Below are 17,842 nucleotides of genomic sequence, written 5' to 3'. Positions count from 1 at the left end.
AGGTGCGTGCCGGTCAGGGCTGCGCGGCCGGACGCACCGACCACAGCGACGGGTGCTGACCCGCCGCGACGAGGTCGGCCACCGACCGGCGCGGCGCGCCGTCGGTCACCAGCGCCTCGCCCACCAGCACCGCATGGGCGCCGGCCCGCGCGTACTCCATGACGTCGTGCGGACCCCGCACACCGGACTCCGCGATGCGGACGACGTCGTCCGGGATGAGCGGAGCGAGCCGGGCGAACGTGCTGCGGTCGACCTCGAGCGTCTTCAGGTCACGGGCGTTGACCCCCACGACCCGGGCGCCCGCGTCGAGGGCTCGACCCACCTCGTCGGCGGTGTGGGCCTCTACGAGCGCGGTCATCCCCAGGGAGTGCACCCGCTCGATGAGCGAGGTCAGCACGGTCTGCTCCAGGGCGGCCACGATGAGCAGGACGACGTCGGCGCCGTGCGCCCGCGCCTCCCAGACCTGGTAGGGCGTGACGACGAAGTCCTTGCGCAGGACGGGGACGTCGACCCGGGCGCGGACGGCGTCCAGGTCGGCGAGGCTGCCGCCGAAGCGGCGCTGCTCCGTCAGGACGGAGATCACGCTCGCCCCACCGGCCGCGTACTCGGCGGCGAGCGCTGCCGGGTCGGCGATGGGCGCGAGGTCTCCCTTGGAAGGGCTCGACCGCTTCACCTCGGCGATGACGGCGACCTTGTCCTCCGACAGCAGCCGGCTGCAGCACTCGAGCGCTCCGGGCACGCGCGCCGCGCGCTCCTTGAGCTCGTCGAGCGACGTACGTTCCTGACGCACGGCGAGATCCTCACGGACTCCCGCGACGATGTCCTCCAGGACTGTCATGTCTCTCCCCTCCCCCGGTCGTGTCCTGCCATGGTAGGCCGGGCACGCGAACCCCTTGACCACCGCCCGAGTGACGAGACGGACCGCCGGGCACCCCAGGCCCGGACAGCACGACGCCCGCACCCCGGACGGGGTGCGGGCGAGACGCCGAAGATCAGTGGCCGGAGCCCGTGCGACGGGGCTCGACGCCGGCCTTGGCCTGGCCGTATCCCATGTTCCGCAGGACCAGTCCGACGACGCAGGCCGCCACGGCGACGACGAGACCGACCCAGAACAGGGCGAACGGGACGCCCGGCAGGCAGCCCACCGCGGAGATCGCGGCACCGAGCATCACGCCGATCATCGCGGTCCAGGCCGCGACGGTGTGGCCGTGGTTCGTCGGAGGGACCGCCTCAGGCAGGTACGAAACCTCGGCGGTGCGGTTCTCGGTCATGGTGTGGGAAAGCCTTTCGTCGCGTGATGCTGGGTCAACACTACCGGTCCGCGGAGGGGTCGGCGCCGCCGGAGAGCGCGTCCCAGTCCGCCTGGGCGTCCGGCTCGGCGTCGGGTCCCGGCGCGTCCGCGACCCCCGCCCGCTCGTGACGCCCGCCCGTGGCGGACCACGAACCGGCACCCGCGAGGGCGAGCGCTCCGACCACCACGACCCCGATACCCACGGCCACCGTGATCCAGGGCCACGGCGTCACGTCGACGGGGGCCGTCAGCGTGGTCACCCCGGCCGCGTCGGCCGCGCCCGTCACCGCCGGACCCTCGACGTCGATGAGCACCCCGACGGTGCCCGCCACCACGACGAGCCCGGCCAGCGTCGCCACGGCCAGTGCGATGCGCCGGGCGACCCGACCCGCCAGCGTGGCCGCCAGCGCGCAGGCGATCGTCACGAAGGCCGCAGCGCTGACCGCGGGCGCCGCCGTCGTGCCGGTGACCTCGATCGCCACCTCGGGCTCGAGCGCCGTGGCGACCGCCGTGCTCAACCACACCGGCGCCGAGACCGCGAAGACCGCCCCGCCGAGCAGGAGCAGCAGCACCACGGAGCGGCCGCGGGAACGGATCATCGCTGCGACTCCGGCCCCGCGGTGAGGTCGGCGAACCGCGCGGCGAGCTGGACCGCCCGGACCGCCGCGGCCGCCTTGTTGCGCGACTCGGCGTACTCCAGGGCCGGGACCGAGTCGGCCACGATCCCACCCCCGGCCTGGACCGAGGCGCGCCCGTCGCGCAGGAACGCCGTCCGGATCGCGATCGCCATGTCGAGGTTGCCCCCGAAGTCGAGATAGCCGCACGTACCGCCGTAGATGCCGCGCGACGCCGGCTCCAGCTCGTCGATGAGCGCGATCGCGCGGGGCTTCGGGGCGCCGGACAGCGTCCCCGCCGGGAACGTGGCCCGCAGGGTGTCCAGCGCCGTCGCGCCGCGGCGCAGCCGCCCCACGACCGTCGAGCACAGGTGCATGATGTGGCTGAAGCGGCGCGTCGCCATGAACTCGACGACCTCGACCGACGTCGGCTCGCACACCTTCACCAGGTCGTTGCGGGACAGGTCGACGAGCATGAGGTGCTCGGCACGTTCCTTGGGGTCGGCGATCAGCTCCTCGGCGAGCGCCACGTCCTCCTCGACGGTGGCCCCCCGCGGCCGCGACCCCGCGATCGGGTACGTCGTGACGTGGTCGCCGTCCACCTTGACCAGCGTCTCCGGGCTGGATCCGACCACCGCGAAGTCGCGGTCCCGGTGGTCCCGGAGCTGGAAGTAATACATGTAGGGGCTCGGGTTGATCGTGCGCAGCGCACGGTAGACGTCGAGCGGCGCGGCCGGGCAGTCGAGGTCCAGGCGCTGGGACAGGACGACCTGGAAGACCTCGCCGTCGCGGATCGCCTCCTGGCCCGCGCGCACGGCGTCCTCGAACTCGTCGCGCGTCGAACGGAACTCCAGCTCGGGCTCGACGACGTCGTCCGCGAGGACGGTCCGCACGGGCGGAGCCGGTGCGGCCAGCCGGTCGGCCATCGCGTCGAGGCGTGCCACCGCGTCGGCGTGCGCCTCGTCGACCCGCTCGTCGGTGCCGTCAGCGTTGATCGCGTTCGCCACGAGCCACACGGACCCGGAGTGGTGGTCGACGGCCACCAGGTCGGTGGCCAGCGACAGCGCGACCTCGGGCACGTCGAGCTCGTCGGGGGCCGTCTTCGGCAGCGTCGGCTCCCAGTGCCGCACGATGTCCCAGCCCATGGCGCCGACGAAGCCGCCGGTCAACGGGGGCAGCCCCTCGATCGGCTCGGTCCGCAGGGCCTCCAGCGCCGCACCGAGGACCTCGAGCACGTCGCCCTCGGTGGGGATGCCCGCCGGGACGTCTCCCCGCCACTGCGCCCGTCCGTCGGACGACAGGAGCGTCGCCCGGGAGTCCACGCCGACGAAGGACCAGCGCGACCACGCACCGCCGACCTCGGCCGACTCCAGCACGAACGTCCCCGGGCGACCCGCGGCGAGGGTGCGGTAGAGACCGACAGGGGTGACGTCGTCCGCCAGGACCTTGCGGACCACGGGCACCACGCGGCGCGTACGTGCCAGCTCGCGGAAGGTGTCCAGCGCCGGCCACGTGCGTCCCCAGGTGAGCTCGTCGGCGGTGGGGGCGACGGCGGCTGCGGGGGCGGTGGTGGCGGGGGTCGTGGTCACCGGTTCTCCTCGGTGGTCTCGGGACGGTGACCGACGGACGCGGGCAGCGGCCCGCCGGCCTCGAAGCAGGTGTGGGTGCCGGTGTGGCAGGCCGCGCCGACCTGGTCGACGCGCACCAGCAGGGCGTCGCCGTCGCAGTCGAGGGCGACCGACTTCACGTACTGGTAGTGCCCGGAGGTGTCGCCCTTGCGCCAGTACTCGCCGCGCGACCGGCTCCAGAACGTCACGCGGCCCTCGGTGAGCGTGCGGTGCAGCGCCTCGTCGTCCATCCAGCCGAGCATGAGCACGTCGCCGGTGTCGTGCTGCTGCACGACGGCGGCGACGAGACCGTGGTCGTCACGCTTGAGGCGGTCGGCGATGGCGGGGTCCAGGGCGCTGCGGTTCTGCACGCCTGCATCATTTCACGGCACAGAGCGGCGCCCCGCCGTCGTCTCAGCGGGTCTGGGCCACCCAGCTCGCGTGCATGCGCGCGTAGACGCCGCCCTGGGCCACCAGGTCGGTGTGGTGTCCGACCTCGACGACGTGCCCGTCGTCGACCACGACCACCAGGTCGCTCGCCTCGGCGGTCGAGAGCCGGTGGGCGATCGTGATGGTCGAGCGCCCGGACGTCAGCGCGTCCAGAGCGCGCGCGATCCGCACCTCGGTGGCGGGGTCGACGGCGGACGTCGCCTCGTCGAGGACCAGCAGGTCGGGGGCCGCGAGGTAGGCGCGGGCCACGGCCACGAGCTGGCGCTCGCCCGCCGAGAGCGACTCGCCCCGCTGCCCCACGTCGGTGTCGAGGCCGCCGGGCAGACCGGCGACCCACTCCGCGATCCCGAGCGCCTCGAACGCCGCGGCCACCCGCGCCCGCACCTCGGGGTCGGTGCCAGGGTCGGTGGCGCGGTCGGTGCCGGGGTCGGCCTGCAGGCCGCCCAGAGGTTCCGTCGGCGGCTCCGTCCGCGCTTCGGCCACCGTGCTCCGCAGCCCGTAGGCCGCATTGGTGAGCACCGTGCCGTCGAAGAGGAACCCCTCCTGCGGCACCAGCACGACGCGCTCGCGCAACCTCGCCAGCGGGATGTCGCGCAGGTCGACGCCGTCCAGCTCGACGGCGCCGGATGTCGGGTCCATCAGCCGGGTGACGAGCTTGGCGATCGTCGTCTTGCCCGACCCGGTCTGCCCGACGACGGCGATCTTGCGGCGCGCCGGCAGGTCGAGGTCGACGCCGTGCAGCACCTCGGGCCCGTCCGGGTAGCCGAACCGCACACCGCGCAGCGCGACGTGGGCGTCCCCGCGCGGCGACCGGGCCGCGGCGTCGGACCCGTCGACGACGTCGTCGGCGGGATCCACCACGTCGAGCGGGGTGTCCACGACGGCGATGACCCGGCGCCAGCCCGCCACGGCGTTCTGCAGCTCGTTGAGGATCTCCGTGGCCATCTGCACCGGCCCGGTGAAGAGCTGGACGAGGAACAGGAACGCGACGAGCTGTCCGGCCGTGAGCCCGCCACCGATACCGAGGTACGTGCCCACGACCACGACGACGGCCAGCACGAGGTTGGCCATGAGAGTGCCGGAGGAGAACACCGTCGCGACGAGGACCTGTGCACGGCCCTGCGCCCGGCGGGTCTCCTGGACGGCCACGTCGATGCGCCGGCCGGTGCGCTCGGCGACGCCGTAGGCGCGAACCGTCTCCGCTCCCACGACCGCCTCGGACACCGCACCCAGCAGCGACCCGATCTTGGCCCGCACCAGGGCGTAGCGCTCCCCGACGGACCGCTGCGCGCGGCGCAGGACGAGGAACAGTGGCACGAAGCAGAGCCACACCACGACCGTCAGGGCCGGCGAGTAGACCGCCATCAGCACCGTGGCCACCGCGATCTGCAGGCACGAGACGAGCAGCATGATGCCGCCCCACTGCACGAAGTGGGAGATCGTGTCGACGTCGCTCGTGACCCGCGAGACCAGCGCTCCGCGCCGCTCCGAGCCCTGCGAGAGCGTGGACAGGTCGTGGACGTGCCGGAACGCCTTCACGCGCAGCTCGGCCAGGCCCGCCTCCGTGGACCGGAACAGCCGGATGTTGACCATCGCGGTGCACAGCCCGGCGACCACGACGGCCGCGGCCGCGACGCCGGTGAGCACCGCGATCCGCCCGGCGTCGGGTCCGCCGTCGGCCAGCAGGCCGTCGTCCACCGTCCGCTGGACCGCGAGCGGCACGACCACCCGACCTGCGGCGGCGACCACCGCGACGGCGAGGGTGAGCCACAGACCCTGGACGATCTGCGGCGAGATCTCCAGCCCGCGGCGCAGCGTGGCGAGCACGCCGAGGTCGCTCGCGGTCGCGATCCGGGAGTCGCTCATCGGACGGCCTCCTCGTCGTCGGTGCGGGCCTCGAGGTCAGGCACGCGGTCGAACCCCTCGGTGACGTCCTCGACGGCCTGCTCGTCCGCCTCCTCGCGGCGACGGCGTGCCGTCTCCGCCTCGTACGCCGTGGCGAGCTCGCGGTAGCCCGCGTCCCGTGCCAGCAGCTCGGCGTGTGTGCCGACGTCGACGACGCGTCCGGCGTCCAGGTGCACGACGACGTCCGCCATCGTCACGGACGACATCCGGTAGGCCACCATGACGACCGTCGTCGACCGGCGGCCGTCGGTCGAGGCCGAGAGGTGGGTGAGGATCTCCTGCTCGACGCGTGGGTCCACGGCGCTGGTGGCGTCGTCGAGCACGAGCAGCCGGGGCCGGCGGACCAGCGCGCGGGCGATGGCGAGCCGCTGGCGCTGCCCGCCGGAGAGGTTGGCGCCCCGCTCCCCCAGCGGCGCGTCCAGCCCGCCCGGGAGCGCCCGCACGACGTCGTCGACACGGGCGAGGCGCAACGCCTCCCACACCTGGGCGTCCACGTCGGGGGACACGTCGTCGGCGAGCGTGACGTTGGCTCGCACCGTGTCCTCGAAGACGAAAGTCTGCTGGGCGACCAGGGCGACCTGGGCGGGCACCTCGCCGACGGCGAGGTCGCGCACGTCGGTGCCGTCGAGCCGCACCCGGCCGTGCGTCGGGTCCGACAAGCGGCTCAGCAGCGACACCAGGGTCGTCTTGCCGGCACCGGTCGGTCCGACGACCGCGACGGTCGCACCTGACGGGACGTCGAGGTCGATCCCCTCCAGCAGCGTCACGGGCCGCCCGGCGACCTGGACGCCGACGCCGACGTCCTCGAGCCGCACGGCGAGCCCGTCCCCGCGAGGCGTCAGCCGAGCATCACCGGTGGTGAGAGCGCCACGGGCGTCGAGCACCCGCGAGATGCGGTCGTGGCCGACGAGACCGCGCGGCAGCTCCCCCAGCACCCAGCCGAAGGCGCGCACGGGGACGGCCATGAGGGTCAGCAGGTAGGCCGCCGTGACGACGTCACCGACGCCGACCGCACCCGTCGCGGCCCGCCACGCGCCGACCCCCAGGACCAGCAGGGTGCCGAGGTTGGGCAGCAGCTCGATGACGGGGTCGAAGACGGCCCGGACCACCCCGACCCGCACGTTCGCGCGCCGCAGCTCGTCGGTCCGCGCGGCGAAGCGCGCCTCCTCGCGGTCCGCGGTCCCGAGGGACTTGACCAGGAGCGCGGCCTCGAAGGACTCGTGCGCGACGTCGGCGACGTCGGCCCGCAGCTGCTGCGCGCGGGTGGCCACGGGGTCCATGTACCGCTGGAAGACGAGGTTCGCGGCGATCGTCGCGGGGATGACCACGAGTGCCGCCGCGGCCAGCCAGGGGTCGATGAGCAGGAGCATGACCGTGGCGACCACGATCATCACCACGACGCCGAGGGCGAACGGCAGGGGGTTGAACACGCCCGTGGCGGCCTCGACGTCGGCGCTGGCGTTCGACAGGAGCTGGCCCGCCGGGTGCGCGCGGTGCCACGACATCGGCAGCCGCAGGAACTGCGCGGTGAGGCCCCGTCGGTGCTCCGCCTGGATCCCCACGAACCCCCAGCCGGCCCAGATGCGCCGGGCGGCGACGGAGACCGCGAGGGTCAGCGCGACCGCGGCCAGCACCGCGCCGGCCACCCAGATGTTCCCCTGCGCCTCGACGTCGCCCGCGACGGCCGGGACGACGACGGTGTCGGTGGCCCAGCCGACCGCCCGACTGACCGCCACGGTCGTCGCGCCGAACACCGCCGAGGCGAGGACCGCCAGCACGTACAGGCGCGGCTCCACCTGCATCCCGCGCCACATCAGAGCGGCGCCACGGCGCAGTCGTGACCCGGTCAGGGCCGACGGTCGGGCTGGGTCGGGCACGGCAGAACCTCGCAGTCGTCGTCAGGATCGAATCGATCCTAGACGGTGCGGCGAGGCCGCTCAGCGCACCTCGACGCCCGCTTCGCGCATCGCGTCCTTGACCTGAGAGACCGTCAGCGCGCCGAAGTGGAAGACGCTCGCCGCCAGGAGCGCGTCGGCCCCGGCACGGGCAGCCTCGACGAAGTGCTCCGGGGTGCCGGCACCGCCGGAGGCGATGAGCGGCACCGTGACGCGCTCGCGCACCGCACCCAGCATCTCCAGGTCGAAACCACCGGTCGTGCCGTCCGCGTCCATCGAGTTGAGCAGGATCTCCCCCGCGCCGAGACCTGCGGCGCGCTCGGCCCACTCGACGGCGTCGATCCCGGTACCGCGGCGCCCGCCGTGGGTGGTGACCTCGTACCCCGAGGGCGTCCGCGTCTCGCCGGTCACCCGGCGGGCGTCGACGGACAGGGTGAGTACCTGGTTGCCGAACCGGTCGGCGATCTCCGAGATCAGCTCCGGCCGGGCGATGGCCGCCGTGTTCACGCCGACCTTGTCGGCCCCGGCACGCAGCAGGAGGTCCACGTCGTCCGTGGAGCGCACCCCGCCCCCGACCGTCAGCGGGACGAAGACCTGCTCCGCCGTGCGGCGCACGACGTCGATCATCGTGGCCCGCTCGCCGGACGACGCCGAGACGTCGAGGAAAGTGACCTCGTCCGCCCCCTCGGCGTCGTAGCGGGAGGCGAGCTCGACGGGGTCGCCCGCGTCGCGCAGGTTGACGAAGTTGACGCCCTTGACGACGCGCCCGGCGTCGACGTCGAGGCACGGGATGACCCGGACGGACACGGTCATGAGGTACTCACTCTCCTGGGGTGGTCTCGTCGGCCCCGGAGCCCGCCTCGTCGGCGTCCTCGTCGGCCACGTCGGGCGGGGCCTCCTCGGCCACCTGGAAGCGCGCGTCGAGGATGTCGACGACGTACACGATCGTCTCGCCGGCGAGGTCGCTGTTGGTACCGCCGTACGCCAGCTCCGGTGGCGCGACGAGCAGCACCTGCGTCCCCACCGACTGTTCCAGCAGGCCCTGGTCCCAGGCCTCCACGAGCCGACCGATCCCGATCGTCTCCGACTGGGGTGCGACGCCGGGCGCCCAGCTCGAGTCCACGACCGACCCGTCGCTCCAGCGCACCGCCACGTACCGCGCCGTGACGACCTGGCCGACCTCGACCTGCGGTCCGTCGCCGCGCACGAGCGGCTGGACCACGAGCTCGCTCGGAGGCTTGCCGTCCGGGACGACCACGGAGGGCTCTCCGTCGGCGGACCGCACCACCTTCGGCAGTCCCTTCGCCGGGTCGACGGCCGCTCCGTCGGCTCGGGTCGGCAGCACGTCGATCACCAGCACCACGGGGACGCCGTCGTTCGAGTCGATCACCAGCACCCGAGCACCCACGCGCTTGCCGCGCAACGAGTCGTAGACGTTCTGACCGAGCGAATCCGCGGAGAAGGTGTACCAGGCGGGTGCGTCCTGGTAGGTCGAGGTGATGACGCTGCCGTCACGGCCGTCCTCGGCGTACATGTTCAGCAGCACGTCGTCGCCGCTCGACAGCACGTCCCCGGTGCCAGGTCGCAGGGTGCGGGAACCTGCCCGCACCACGTCGTAGGGCTGGGGGTACTCCAGCACCGGCACCTCGCCCGCCGGGCCGCTGACCGCCACCGGGGCCTGCGTCGGCACGGAGGCCGGAGCGAGGTCGTCCAGGACCGAGCCCGAGCACCCGGCAGTCAGGAGCACCGCGCACAGGGCGGCGATCGATCGCAGGCGGGGGGACGGCACCGGCACAGTCTGCCACGATGCGCCGGAGCCCCCGGCAACCGCCCGGGGCCGGGCTGCGGTGGCTCACATGGACTCGATGAGCCGCTCGACCCTCTCGTCGACGTTGCGGAACGGGTCCTTGCAGAGCACCGTTCGCTGCGCCTGGTCGTTGAGCTTCAGGTGCACCCAGTCCACGGTGTAGTCGCGCCGTGCGTCCTGAGCCGCCCGGACGAAGTCCCCGCGGAGCTTCGCGCGCGTCGTCTGCGGCGGCACCGCCGTCGACTCGAACACCTCGAGGTCCGTCACGACACGTTCCACCATGCCGCGTGCGGCCAGCAGGTTGTACAGCCCTTCGGTGCGGGAGATGTCGTGGTAGGCCAGGTCGAGCCGCGCCACCCGGGGGTCGTCCATCTCCAGTCCGTGCTTGGCGCGGTAGCGGTCGATGAGTCGCAGCTTGATGACCCAGTCGAGCTCCCGGTCGACCAGGGTGAGGTCACCGGACTCCAGGGCCCGCAACCCTCGCTCCCAGAGGTCGAGGACGGCCTTGATCTGCGGGGTCGCGTCCAGATGGGCGTCCACGTGCTCGCGGACCCGCTGGAAGTACTCGCCCTGCAGTTCCACCGCCGTCGCGGTCCGCCCGTTCGCGAGCTGGACAGGGTGGAGTCCGCTCGCGTCGTGGCTGATCTCCCGGATCGCCCGGATCGGGTTCTCCAGGGACAGGTCTCGCATCGGCACGCCGGCCTCGATGAGACGCAGCACCAGGTCGGTCGCGCCGACCTTGAGCATCGTCGTCGTCTCCGACATCGACGAGTCGCCGACGATGACGTGCAGCCGGCGGTAATGCTCGGCGTCCGCGTGCGGCTCGTCGCGGGTGTTGATGATCGGGCGCGAACGCGTCGTCGCGCTGGAGACTGCCTCCCAGATGTGGTCGGCCCGCTGAGACAGGCAGTAGGTGGCGCCACGGGGCGTGGCCAGCACCTTGCCGGCTCCGGTGAGGACCTGACGGGTGATGAGGAACGGCACCAGCACGTCGCTCAGGCGCGAGAAGTCACCCTGGCGCCGCACGAGATAGTTCTCGTGGCACCCGTAGGAGTTGCCCGCCGAGTCGGTGTTGTTCTTGAACAGGTGCACCTTGCCGGGCAGGCCCTCGTGCTCGAGCCGCTGCTGGGCGTCGGCGACCAGACCCTCCAGGATCCGCTCCCCGCCCCGGTCGTACGCGACGAGCTGGCGCACGTCGTCGCACTCCGCGGTCGCGTACTCGGGGTGGGACCCGACGTCGAGGTAGAGCCGCGAGCCGTTGCGCAGGAACACGTTCGACGACCTGCCCCACGCCACCACCTTGCGGAACAGGTAGCGCGCCACCTCGTCGGCGCTCAGTCCTCGCCCGTCGTCGGCCGCGCACGTGACGCCGTACTCGGTCTCGAGCCCGAAGATCCGTCGGTCCATGGACTGCCCCCTCACTCGTCGCCGTCGGCCAGGAGGCCGGCGAGCACCTCGCCCTGCAGCCGTCGGAACGCCCGACGCGGACGCCGCCGGTCCAGCACCGCCACCTCGAGGCCGCTCGCAGGGATCTCGCGCCCGCCCTCGGCGGACACGCTGCCGTCCGCCGCGACGGCGCCGAGCGTCCGCACCGCCAGCCGCAGCACGGCACCCAGGTCCATCCCCTCGGTCCAGGACTCCTTGACGCGGGTCGTGAGCTGGTCGGCCTGACCGCCCATCACCACGAACCCGTGCTCGTCGGCGACCGAACCGTCGTAGGTCAGCCGGTAGATCTGGTCCGCTGCCGGCGAGTCTCCGACCTCGGCCACCACGAGCTCGACCTCGAGCGGCTTCGACTCGGTCGTGAAGACCGTCCCGAGGGTCTGCGCGTAGGCGTTGGCGAGACCCCGGGCCGCGACGTCGGCACGGTCGTAGGAGTAGCCCCGCAGGTCGGCATAGCGCACGCCCGCGACCCGCAGGTTCTCGAACTCGTTGTACTTGCCCACCGCGGCGAACGCGATGCGGTCGTAGATCTCCGAGATCTTGTGCAGCGCGCGCGACGGGTTCTCCGTGGCGAACGCGATGCCGTCGTCGTAGGCGAGCACGACGACGGAACGCCCGCGGCCGATCCCCTTGCGCGCGAAGTCGGCCCGGTCCTTCATCAGCTGCTCGGGCGAGACGTAGAACGGCATGCTCATGCGCGACCACCCCCTGCACCGGAACGCACCGCGACGATCTGGGCCACGACCTCGGCCAGCGCGTCGTCACCGACCCGGTCGTAGCCGCCCGCCGTGACGGTGGCCACGACCGGCCAGATGCGCCGCACCGGGTCCGGACCGCCGGTCGCGCTGTCGTCGTCGGCGGCGTCGTAAAGGGCTTCGACCGCCACGGCGACCGCACCGGCGGCGTCGAGGCCCGGGCGCCACAGCTTCTTCAGCGCGCCGCGCGCGAACACCGAGCCCGAGCCGACCGAGTGGTGCTCGTGCTCCTCGTAGCGACCGCCGGTGACGTCGTAGCTGAAGAGCCGGCCGGTGCCCCGATCGAGGTCGTACCCGCCGAACAGCGGCACGACGGCCAGGCCCTGCATCGCCATCGGGAGGTTGCCGCGGATCATCGTGGCGAGCCGGTTGGCCTTGCCGTCCAGGGACAGCAGCGAGCCCTCGATCTTCTCGTAGTGCTCGAGCTCGAGCTGGAAGAGGCGCACGAGCTCCACGGCCAGGCCCGCCGAACCGGCGATCCCCACCGCCGAGAACTCGTCGGCCGGGAACACCTTCTCGATCTCGCGCGAGGCGATCATGTGCCCCATGGTGGCGCGGCGGTCGCCAGCGAGCACGATCCCCCGGCCGGACTCGTCGTCGCCGAAGGTCAGCGCCACGATCGTCGTCGCGTGCGGCGCCAGGTCCGCCGCGGGAACGGTGCCCGAGGTGGTGCGGCGTCCGGGCAGGAGCTGGGGCGAGTGCTCGGAGAGGAACTCCATGAACGAGCTCGACCCCGGGCGCAGGAACGCGTCCGGGAGCCGGCCGGTGGCGTCAGCGGCTGACGTGGGCACTCACTGCCCGCCCTTCTGCACGAAGCCGCGCACGAAGGACTCGGCGTTGGACTCCAGCACCTCGTCGATCTCCTCCAGCAGCGAGTCGACCTCGGCGTCGCGTTCCGACGTCTGCGGGGCCGCGGGCGGCGGGTCCTGAGGCTCCTCGTCGGGCGTGCGGTCGTCGTGCTGTCCCGAGATCCGTTCCTGACCGGCCATGGTCCGCCTCCTTCGTCGTACCCCGTGCGGGTGTGGTCAGCCTATGTCGTCCGGGCCACGGCGCGCGCCCGGGTGCTCACGTGTCGCCGCGCAGACCCGCCAGGAGCGATGCGGCGTCCGGGCTGGCGTCGAGCAGGGCCCCGATGTGCTGCTCCGTCCCCCGCAGCGGGTCCGGCATGGGCACGCGCTGCAGCGAGGCCGCGCCGGCAACGTCGAAGATGACGGAGTCCCAGCTGGCCGCGGACACCTCGTCCGCGTAGCGCTCCATCACCTCACCGCGGAACCAGGCCCGGGTGTCCGTGGGCGGGTGGTGCACCGCGCGGCCCACCTCGTCCTCCGCCACGAGACGCTCCACGGCGCCGGCGGCCAGGAGGCGGTGGTAGATGCCGCGCTCGGGACGGACGTCCGACCACTGCAGGTCGAGCGCGCGCAGCCGCGGGTGGTCCCAGGCGAGCCCGTCGCGCTCGCGCATGCGCTCCAGGAGCCGCAGCTTGGCCACCCACTCCACCTCGCGGGCGCACGACCCCGGGTCGACGGCGAGGCGGTCGAGGACCGACCGCCACCGTCGCACCACGACGTCGCTCTCGTCGTCGGTGCCGAGCGCCGCCAGTGCCCGCGCGACGACGTCGACGTAACGCTGCTGGATCTCCAGGGCCGACAGGGTGGTGCCGTCGGCGAGCTCGAGCCGGCCGGACAGGGCGACGTCGCGCGAGACCCGCTGCACGGCGTCCACCGGGTCGGCCAGGCGCAGGCGACCGAGCTCCGCCCGGGCGTCGACGCCCGTCGACGCGAGCGCGTCGAGGTTCTCCAGGACCCACAGCACGGCCGACGTCGTGCCGAGCTTGAGGAACGTCGCGACCTCCAGGTGGTTGGCGTCGCCGATGATCAGGTGCAGGCGGCGCCACCGTGTCCGGTCGGCGTGCGGCTCGTCGCGGGTGTTCACGATGGGACGGCGCAGCGTCGTCTCCAGACCGACCTCGGCCTCGATGTAGTCCGCGCGCTGCGAGAGCTGGAAGCCGGCCTCGTCCCCCGTGGGTCCGAGACCGACGCGCCCGGACCCGGTGAAGACCTGGCGGGTGACGAGGAACGGCGTGAGGAGCTCGACGAGCGTGGAGAACGGCAGCCTGCGGTCCACGAGGAAGTTCTCGTGGGTGCCGTAGCTGGCCCCCTTGCCGTCGATGTTGTTCTTGTACAGGACGACGGCCGCGTCCGGTACAGCGGTGAGGCGGCGGGTCGCGGCGAGCATGACGCGCTCACCGGCCACGTCCCAGACGACGGCGTCGCGCGGGTTCGTCACCTCCGGCGAGGAGTACTCCGGGTGGGCGTGGTCGACGTACAGCCGCGCACCGTTGGTGAGGATGCAGTTCGCGGCGCTGGGGTCGTCGTACTCCTCGACGTCGGGACGCGCGAGGTCCTCCGTCGCGGACCCCGCCGTCGGGCCCGACGGCGCCGGGGCGTCCGGATCGTCGGTGAGGAGCGAGGGGTGCGCCGAGGCGCGCTGCAGGTGGAAGCCCCGAGCGTCCGCCAGCGGATCCTCGTCCACGTAGTCCCATCGCGCCGGCGGGTGGCCGGGCCGACCACCCTGGACCGAGGCCCGGTACGTCGTCACCACCTGCGAGCTCATCAGCATCGGGTTGGCCATCGGTCGTCCCGGGGACAGGACCCCGTACTCGGTCTCGATCCCCATCACGCGTCGCACGGTCACGACGCCACCCTATGCGTCGCGCCTGACGTCCCGGCGGCACCGACCCGCCGCGGACGGCGGGATCCAGGCGTGTCGGGGCCTGGCCCCGGCCGGTTCTAGAATCGGTGCGTGCCCGGCTGGTTCGATTCCGCCCTCCGTGAGGGCGAGTGCGCGTCCCTCGCGCGCGAGGTCGACTGGTCGCGGACCCCCCTGGGTGACCCGCGGACGTGGCCCGCGCCGCTGCGGCGCGCCGTCGAGCTCTGCTTCAGCACGCGGTTCGCCGTGCTGGTCACGTGGGGGCCCGAGCTCACGATGATCTACAACGACGGCTACCGCGAGATGCTCGGCACCGAGCTGCACCCTCGCGCCATGGGTGCCGCGGCCTCGGATCTGTGGGGGCACATCTGGCACGACATCGGACCGCTGTTCGACGAGGTCGTCACGACCGGCCGACCGACCTGGTCGGTCGACATGCTGCTGTGGATGGAGCGCTCCGGGTTCGTCGAGGAGACCCGCTTCACCTTCTCCTACAGCCCGCTACGGGACGACGACGGCGTGGTGCGGGGCGTCATTGACATCGCCACCGAGACCACCGACCAGGTGGTCGACCGTCGTCGGCTGGCGACCCTCGGCCGGCTCTCCACCGCGCTGCACGGCCACCGCGACCTCACCAGCGACGTCGCCCGCATCGCCGTCGACGTCCTCGGGGACAGCGAGGACGTCACCTCCGCCCACCTCCACCTCGACGGCGCCCGGATCTCCACCAGCGGCGGCGACCTGGCCGTCGCCGGCGCCGACGTCGCCAGGGTGCGGCGCCACGGGGTGCCGTCGTGGCGCGACGGCGTGCTGGTCACGAGGGTCGGCGACGGACCGGACCCCGGGGTCCTGGTGCTGCACGGCAACCCTCGGCGCCCGTTCGACGACAGCCAGCGCACGTTCCTCGAACTGCTCGCGCGCACCATCGGCACGGCGCTGAACGACGCCGCCGAGCACCGGCGACGGATGGCGAGCGTGCGCACCGTGAGCGACGCCCTGCAGCGCGCGATGGTGCCGGGCACCCTGGACTCCCCCCACTGGCAGACCCGCTACCGCCCGGCGGACGACAGCCTCACCGTCGGCGGCGACTGGTTCGACGTGGTCGAGCTGCCGGGCGGCAGGTTCGGGCTCGTCGTGGGCGACTGCGTCGGTCACGGCGTGGGCGCGGCCGCCGCCATGGGACGGCTCAGCAGCGCCGGCCGGGCGCTGATGATGGCCGGGTACGGCCCTGCCGAGACGCTCGAGGAGCTCGACGGGTTCGCCCGCACGGTGCCCGGCGCGGAGTTCACGACCGTGTTCTGCGGGGTCTTCGACGCGCGCACCATGACGCTGACGTACTCCAGCGCCGGGCACCCGCCCGGCCTGCTCGTCCAGACCGACGGCACCTGTCACCGGCTCGACGAGGCCCGCTGCACGCCGCTGACCCTGCCGACCGGGGCGCGCCCCGAGCACAAGGCGTCGCTGACCGTCGGCGACACGGTGCTGCTGTACACCGACGGGCTGGTCGAGCGCCGCGGCGAGAGCCTCGCTGCGGGGCTGGACCGGCTCGAGGAGGTCGCCGTCCGGGTCGGCCGCGCAGCGAGACTCGAGGACGTGCCCGACCGCCTCCTGCAGGAGATGCTGCCCGAGGTGGCCCGCGACGACGTCGCGCTGGTGGTCTACCGCCCCGCCTGACCTACAGGTACTGGCCCGTCGAGTTGACCGTGTCGATGGTGCGCGGGGCGCCGTTCTCGCCCTTCTTGCGCACGATCGTGCGGATGAAGACGATGCGCTCGCCCTTCTTGCCGCTGATGCGAGCCCAGTCGTCCGGGTTGGTCGTGTTCGGCAGGTCCTCGTTCTCCTGGAACTCGTCCACGCAGGCGCTGAGCAGGTGCTCGACACGGATGCCGCGGCTGCCGCTGGAGAGGAAGTCCTTGATCGCCGACTTCTTCGCGCGGTCCACGACGTTCTGGATCATCGCTCCGGAGTTGAAGTCCTTGAAGTACAGGACCTCCTTGTCGCCGGAGGCGTAGGTGACCTCGAGGAACTGGTTGTCCTCGTCCTGGGCGTACATGCGCTCGACGACCGAGCGGATCATGGCCTCGACCACCGCGGCACGGTTGCCGTCGTGCTCGGCCAGGTCGTCCGCGTGGATCGGCAGGTCCGCGGTGAGGTACTTCGCGAAGATCTCCTTGGCACCCTCGGCGTCCGGGCGCTCGATCTTGATCTTCACGTCGAGCCGGCCCGGGCGCAGGATCGCCGGGTCGATCATGTCCTCGCGGTTCGAGGCACCGATGACGATGACGTTGTCCAGGCGCTCCACACCGTCGATCTCCGCCAGGAGCTGCGGCACGATCGTGGTCTCGACGTCGGACGACAGCCCCGTGCCGCGGGTGCGGAACAGGGACTCCATCTCGTCGAAGAAGACGACGACCGGCATGCCCTTGGACGCCTTCTCGCGGGCCCGGGCGAAGATCAGGCGGATGTGCCGCTCGGTCTCGCCGACGTACTTGTTGAGCAGCTCGGGACCCTTGACGTTGAGGAAGTAGCTCTTCGCGTTCGGGTCGCCGCCGCGCTTGTCCGCCACCATCTTGGCGAGCGACGACGCGACCGCCTTGGCGATGAGCGTCTTGCCGCAACCCGGCGGGCCGTACAGCAGCACACCCTTGGGCGGGCGCAGCCCGTGCTCGCGGAACAGGTCGGGGTGGGAGAACGGCAGCTCGACCGCGTCCCGGATCGCCTCGATCTGCGGCCCGAGACCGCCGATGTCCTCGTAGGCGATGTCGGGCACCTCCTCCAGGACGAGCTCCTCGACCTCGGACTTGGGCACGACCTCGAAGACGAAGCCGCTGCGCACGTCGACGGTCAGGGAGTCGCCGACGCGCAGGGGCGCGTCCGCGACGGAGCCGGCCAGGCGCACCACTCGTTCCTCGTCCGCGCGACCGACCACCAGCACGCGCGACCCGTCGAGGATCTCCTTGACCGTGACCAGCTCACCGATCCGCTCGAAGCCGCCGGCGGACACCACCGTCATGGCCTCGTTGAGCTTGACCTCCTGGCCGGGGGCGAGCTCGTCGAGCGCGAGCCCCGGGCTCGCCTGGACGTGCATCTTGCGCCCGGACGACATCACGTCGACCGAACCGTCGTCGTGCGCGCCGAGGAACACGGCGTACGTCCCCGGCGGCTTCGACAGGTCGTCGATCTGCTTCTTCAGCTCGACGATCTGGTCGCGGGCGGCGCGCAGGGCCTCGGCGAGGCGTTCGTTCTTCGCGGCGAGCAGCGCGGCCTGGGCGTCGCGGCCCGACGGCGCGGGCGTACCTTCCGGGCGGACAGGGTGGTCGGTCATCGCGTCCCCTCTCGTACGGCCCGGGTGACGCCCTCCGCTGT

At 72.7% G+C, this 17,842-nt stretch carries 16 protein-coding genes; 1 reads left to right on the top strand and 15 read right to left on the bottom strand.

What is annotated here, in order from left to right:
- Positions 1-13 precede the first annotated feature (13 nt).
- The 14 genes from trpC to dop all read right to left on the bottom strand — a co-directional run bounded on the left by trpC (position 14) and on the right by dop (position 14,443).
- Positions 14-838 (bottom strand): indole-3-glycerol phosphate synthase TrpC, encoded by an 825-nt coding sequence (gene trpC / locus ACWAT2_RS14800; protein WP_480049059.1) that lies wholly within the window; start codon positions 836-838, stop codon positions 14-16.
- Positions 839-992: 154 nt separating this feature from the next.
- Positions 993-1,271: an HGxxPAAW family protein gene (locus tag ACWAT2_RS14795; protein WP_480049058.1), complete on the bottom strand. Its 279-nt coding sequence runs from the start codon at positions 1,269-1,271 to the stop codon at positions 993-995.
- Between the two features lie 40 nt (positions 1,272-1,311).
- A complete protein-coding gene (locus ACWAT2_RS14790; protein ID WP_480049057.1) occupies positions 1,312-1,890 on the bottom strand; it encodes a Trp biosynthesis-associated membrane protein in 579 nt (192 codons plus the stop codon).
- Positions 1,887-3,494, bottom strand: coding sequence for an anthranilate synthase component I (locus ACWAT2_RS14785; protein ID WP_480049056.1), 1,608 nt, complete (start codon positions 3,492-3,494; stop codon positions 1,887-1,889). The genes ACWAT2_RS14790 and ACWAT2_RS14785 overlap by 4 nt, the downstream gene beginning before the upstream one ends.
- The gene (gene hisI / locus ACWAT2_RS14780; protein ID WP_480049055.1) at positions 3,491-3,883 is read right to left on the bottom strand and encodes a phosphoribosyl-AMP cyclohydrolase; all 393 of its coding nucleotides are present in this window, start codon (positions 3,881-3,883) and stop codon (positions 3,491-3,493) included. Before hisI ends, ACWAT2_RS14785 begins: the two co-directional genes overlap by 4 nt.
- Before the next feature lie 43 nt (positions 3,884-3,926).
- Positions 3,927-5,828, bottom strand: coding sequence for an ABC transporter ATP-binding protein (locus ACWAT2_RS14775; RefSeq protein ID WP_480049054.1), 1,902 nt, complete (start codon positions 5,826-5,828; stop codon positions 3,927-3,929).
- Complete coding sequence (locus ACWAT2_RS14770) at positions 5,825-7,681, bottom strand: ABC transporter ATP-binding protein (RefSeq protein ID WP_480049072.1); 1,857 nt, start codon at positions 7,679-7,681, stop codon at positions 5,825-5,827. Before ACWAT2_RS14770 ends, ACWAT2_RS14775 begins: the two co-directional genes overlap by 4 nt.
- A 123-nt stretch (positions 7,682-7,804) precedes the next feature.
- On the bottom strand, positions 7,805-8,575 hold the full coding sequence (gene hisF / locus ACWAT2_RS14765; protein ID WP_480049053.1) for an imidazole glycerol phosphate synthase subunit HisF: 771 nt from the start codon (positions 8,573-8,575) through the stop codon (positions 7,805-7,807).
- A 7-nt stretch (positions 8,576-8,582) separates the two neighbouring features.
- On the bottom strand, positions 8,583-9,551 hold the full coding sequence (locus ACWAT2_RS14760; protein ID WP_480049052.1) for an FKBP-type peptidyl-prolyl cis-trans isomerase: 969 nt from the start codon (positions 9,549-9,551) through the stop codon (positions 8,583-8,585).
- Between the two features lie 63 nt (positions 9,552-9,614).
- Entirely contained in the window at positions 9,615-10,976 is a 1,362-nt protein-coding gene (gene pafA / locus ACWAT2_RS14755) for a Pup--protein ligase (RefSeq protein ID WP_480049051.1), read from the bottom strand.
- Positions 10,977-10,987: 11 nt separating this feature from the next.
- Entirely contained in the window at positions 10,988-11,707 is a 720-nt protein-coding gene (gene prcA / locus ACWAT2_RS14750) for a proteasome subunit alpha (RefSeq protein ID WP_480049050.1), read from the bottom strand.
- Positions 11,704-12,486: a proteasome subunit beta gene (gene prcB / locus ACWAT2_RS14745; RefSeq protein ID WP_480049071.1), complete on the bottom strand. Its 783-nt coding sequence runs from the start codon at positions 12,484-12,486 to the stop codon at positions 11,704-11,706. Before prcB ends, prcA begins: the two co-directional genes overlap by 4 nt.
- A 72-nt stretch (positions 12,487-12,558) precedes the next feature.
- On the bottom strand, positions 12,559-12,756 hold the full coding sequence (locus ACWAT2_RS14740; RefSeq protein ID WP_480049049.1) for a ubiquitin-like protein Pup: 198 nt from the start codon (positions 12,754-12,756) through the stop codon (positions 12,559-12,561).
- 76 nt (positions 12,757-12,832) lie between these two features.
- A complete protein-coding gene (gene dop / locus ACWAT2_RS14735) occupies positions 12,833-14,443 on the bottom strand; it encodes a depupylase/deamidase Dop (RefSeq protein ID WP_480049070.1) in 1,611 nt (536 codons plus the stop codon).
- A 126-nt stretch (positions 14,444-14,569) separates the two neighbouring features.
- Between dop and ACWAT2_RS14730 the strand changes: the two genes are divergently transcribed.
- Positions 14,570-16,150 (top strand): PP2C family protein-serine/threonine phosphatase, encoded by a 1,581-nt coding sequence (locus ACWAT2_RS14730; protein WP_480049048.1) that lies wholly within the window; start codon positions 14,570-14,572, stop codon positions 16,148-16,150.
- A 1-nt stretch (position 16,151) separates the two neighbouring features.
- Here ACWAT2_RS14730 and arc read toward each other — a convergent pair whose 3' ends face one another.
- Positions 16,152-17,801: a proteasome ATPase gene (gene arc / locus ACWAT2_RS14725; protein WP_480049047.1), complete on the bottom strand. Its 1,650-nt coding sequence runs from the start codon at positions 17,799-17,801 to the stop codon at positions 16,152-16,154.
- Positions 17,802-17,842: the final 41 nt, after the last annotated feature.

Source organism: Isoptericola sp. GX10416 (assembly GCF_056590155.1).
This window is presented reverse-complemented; position numbering and strand designations above follow the sequence as displayed.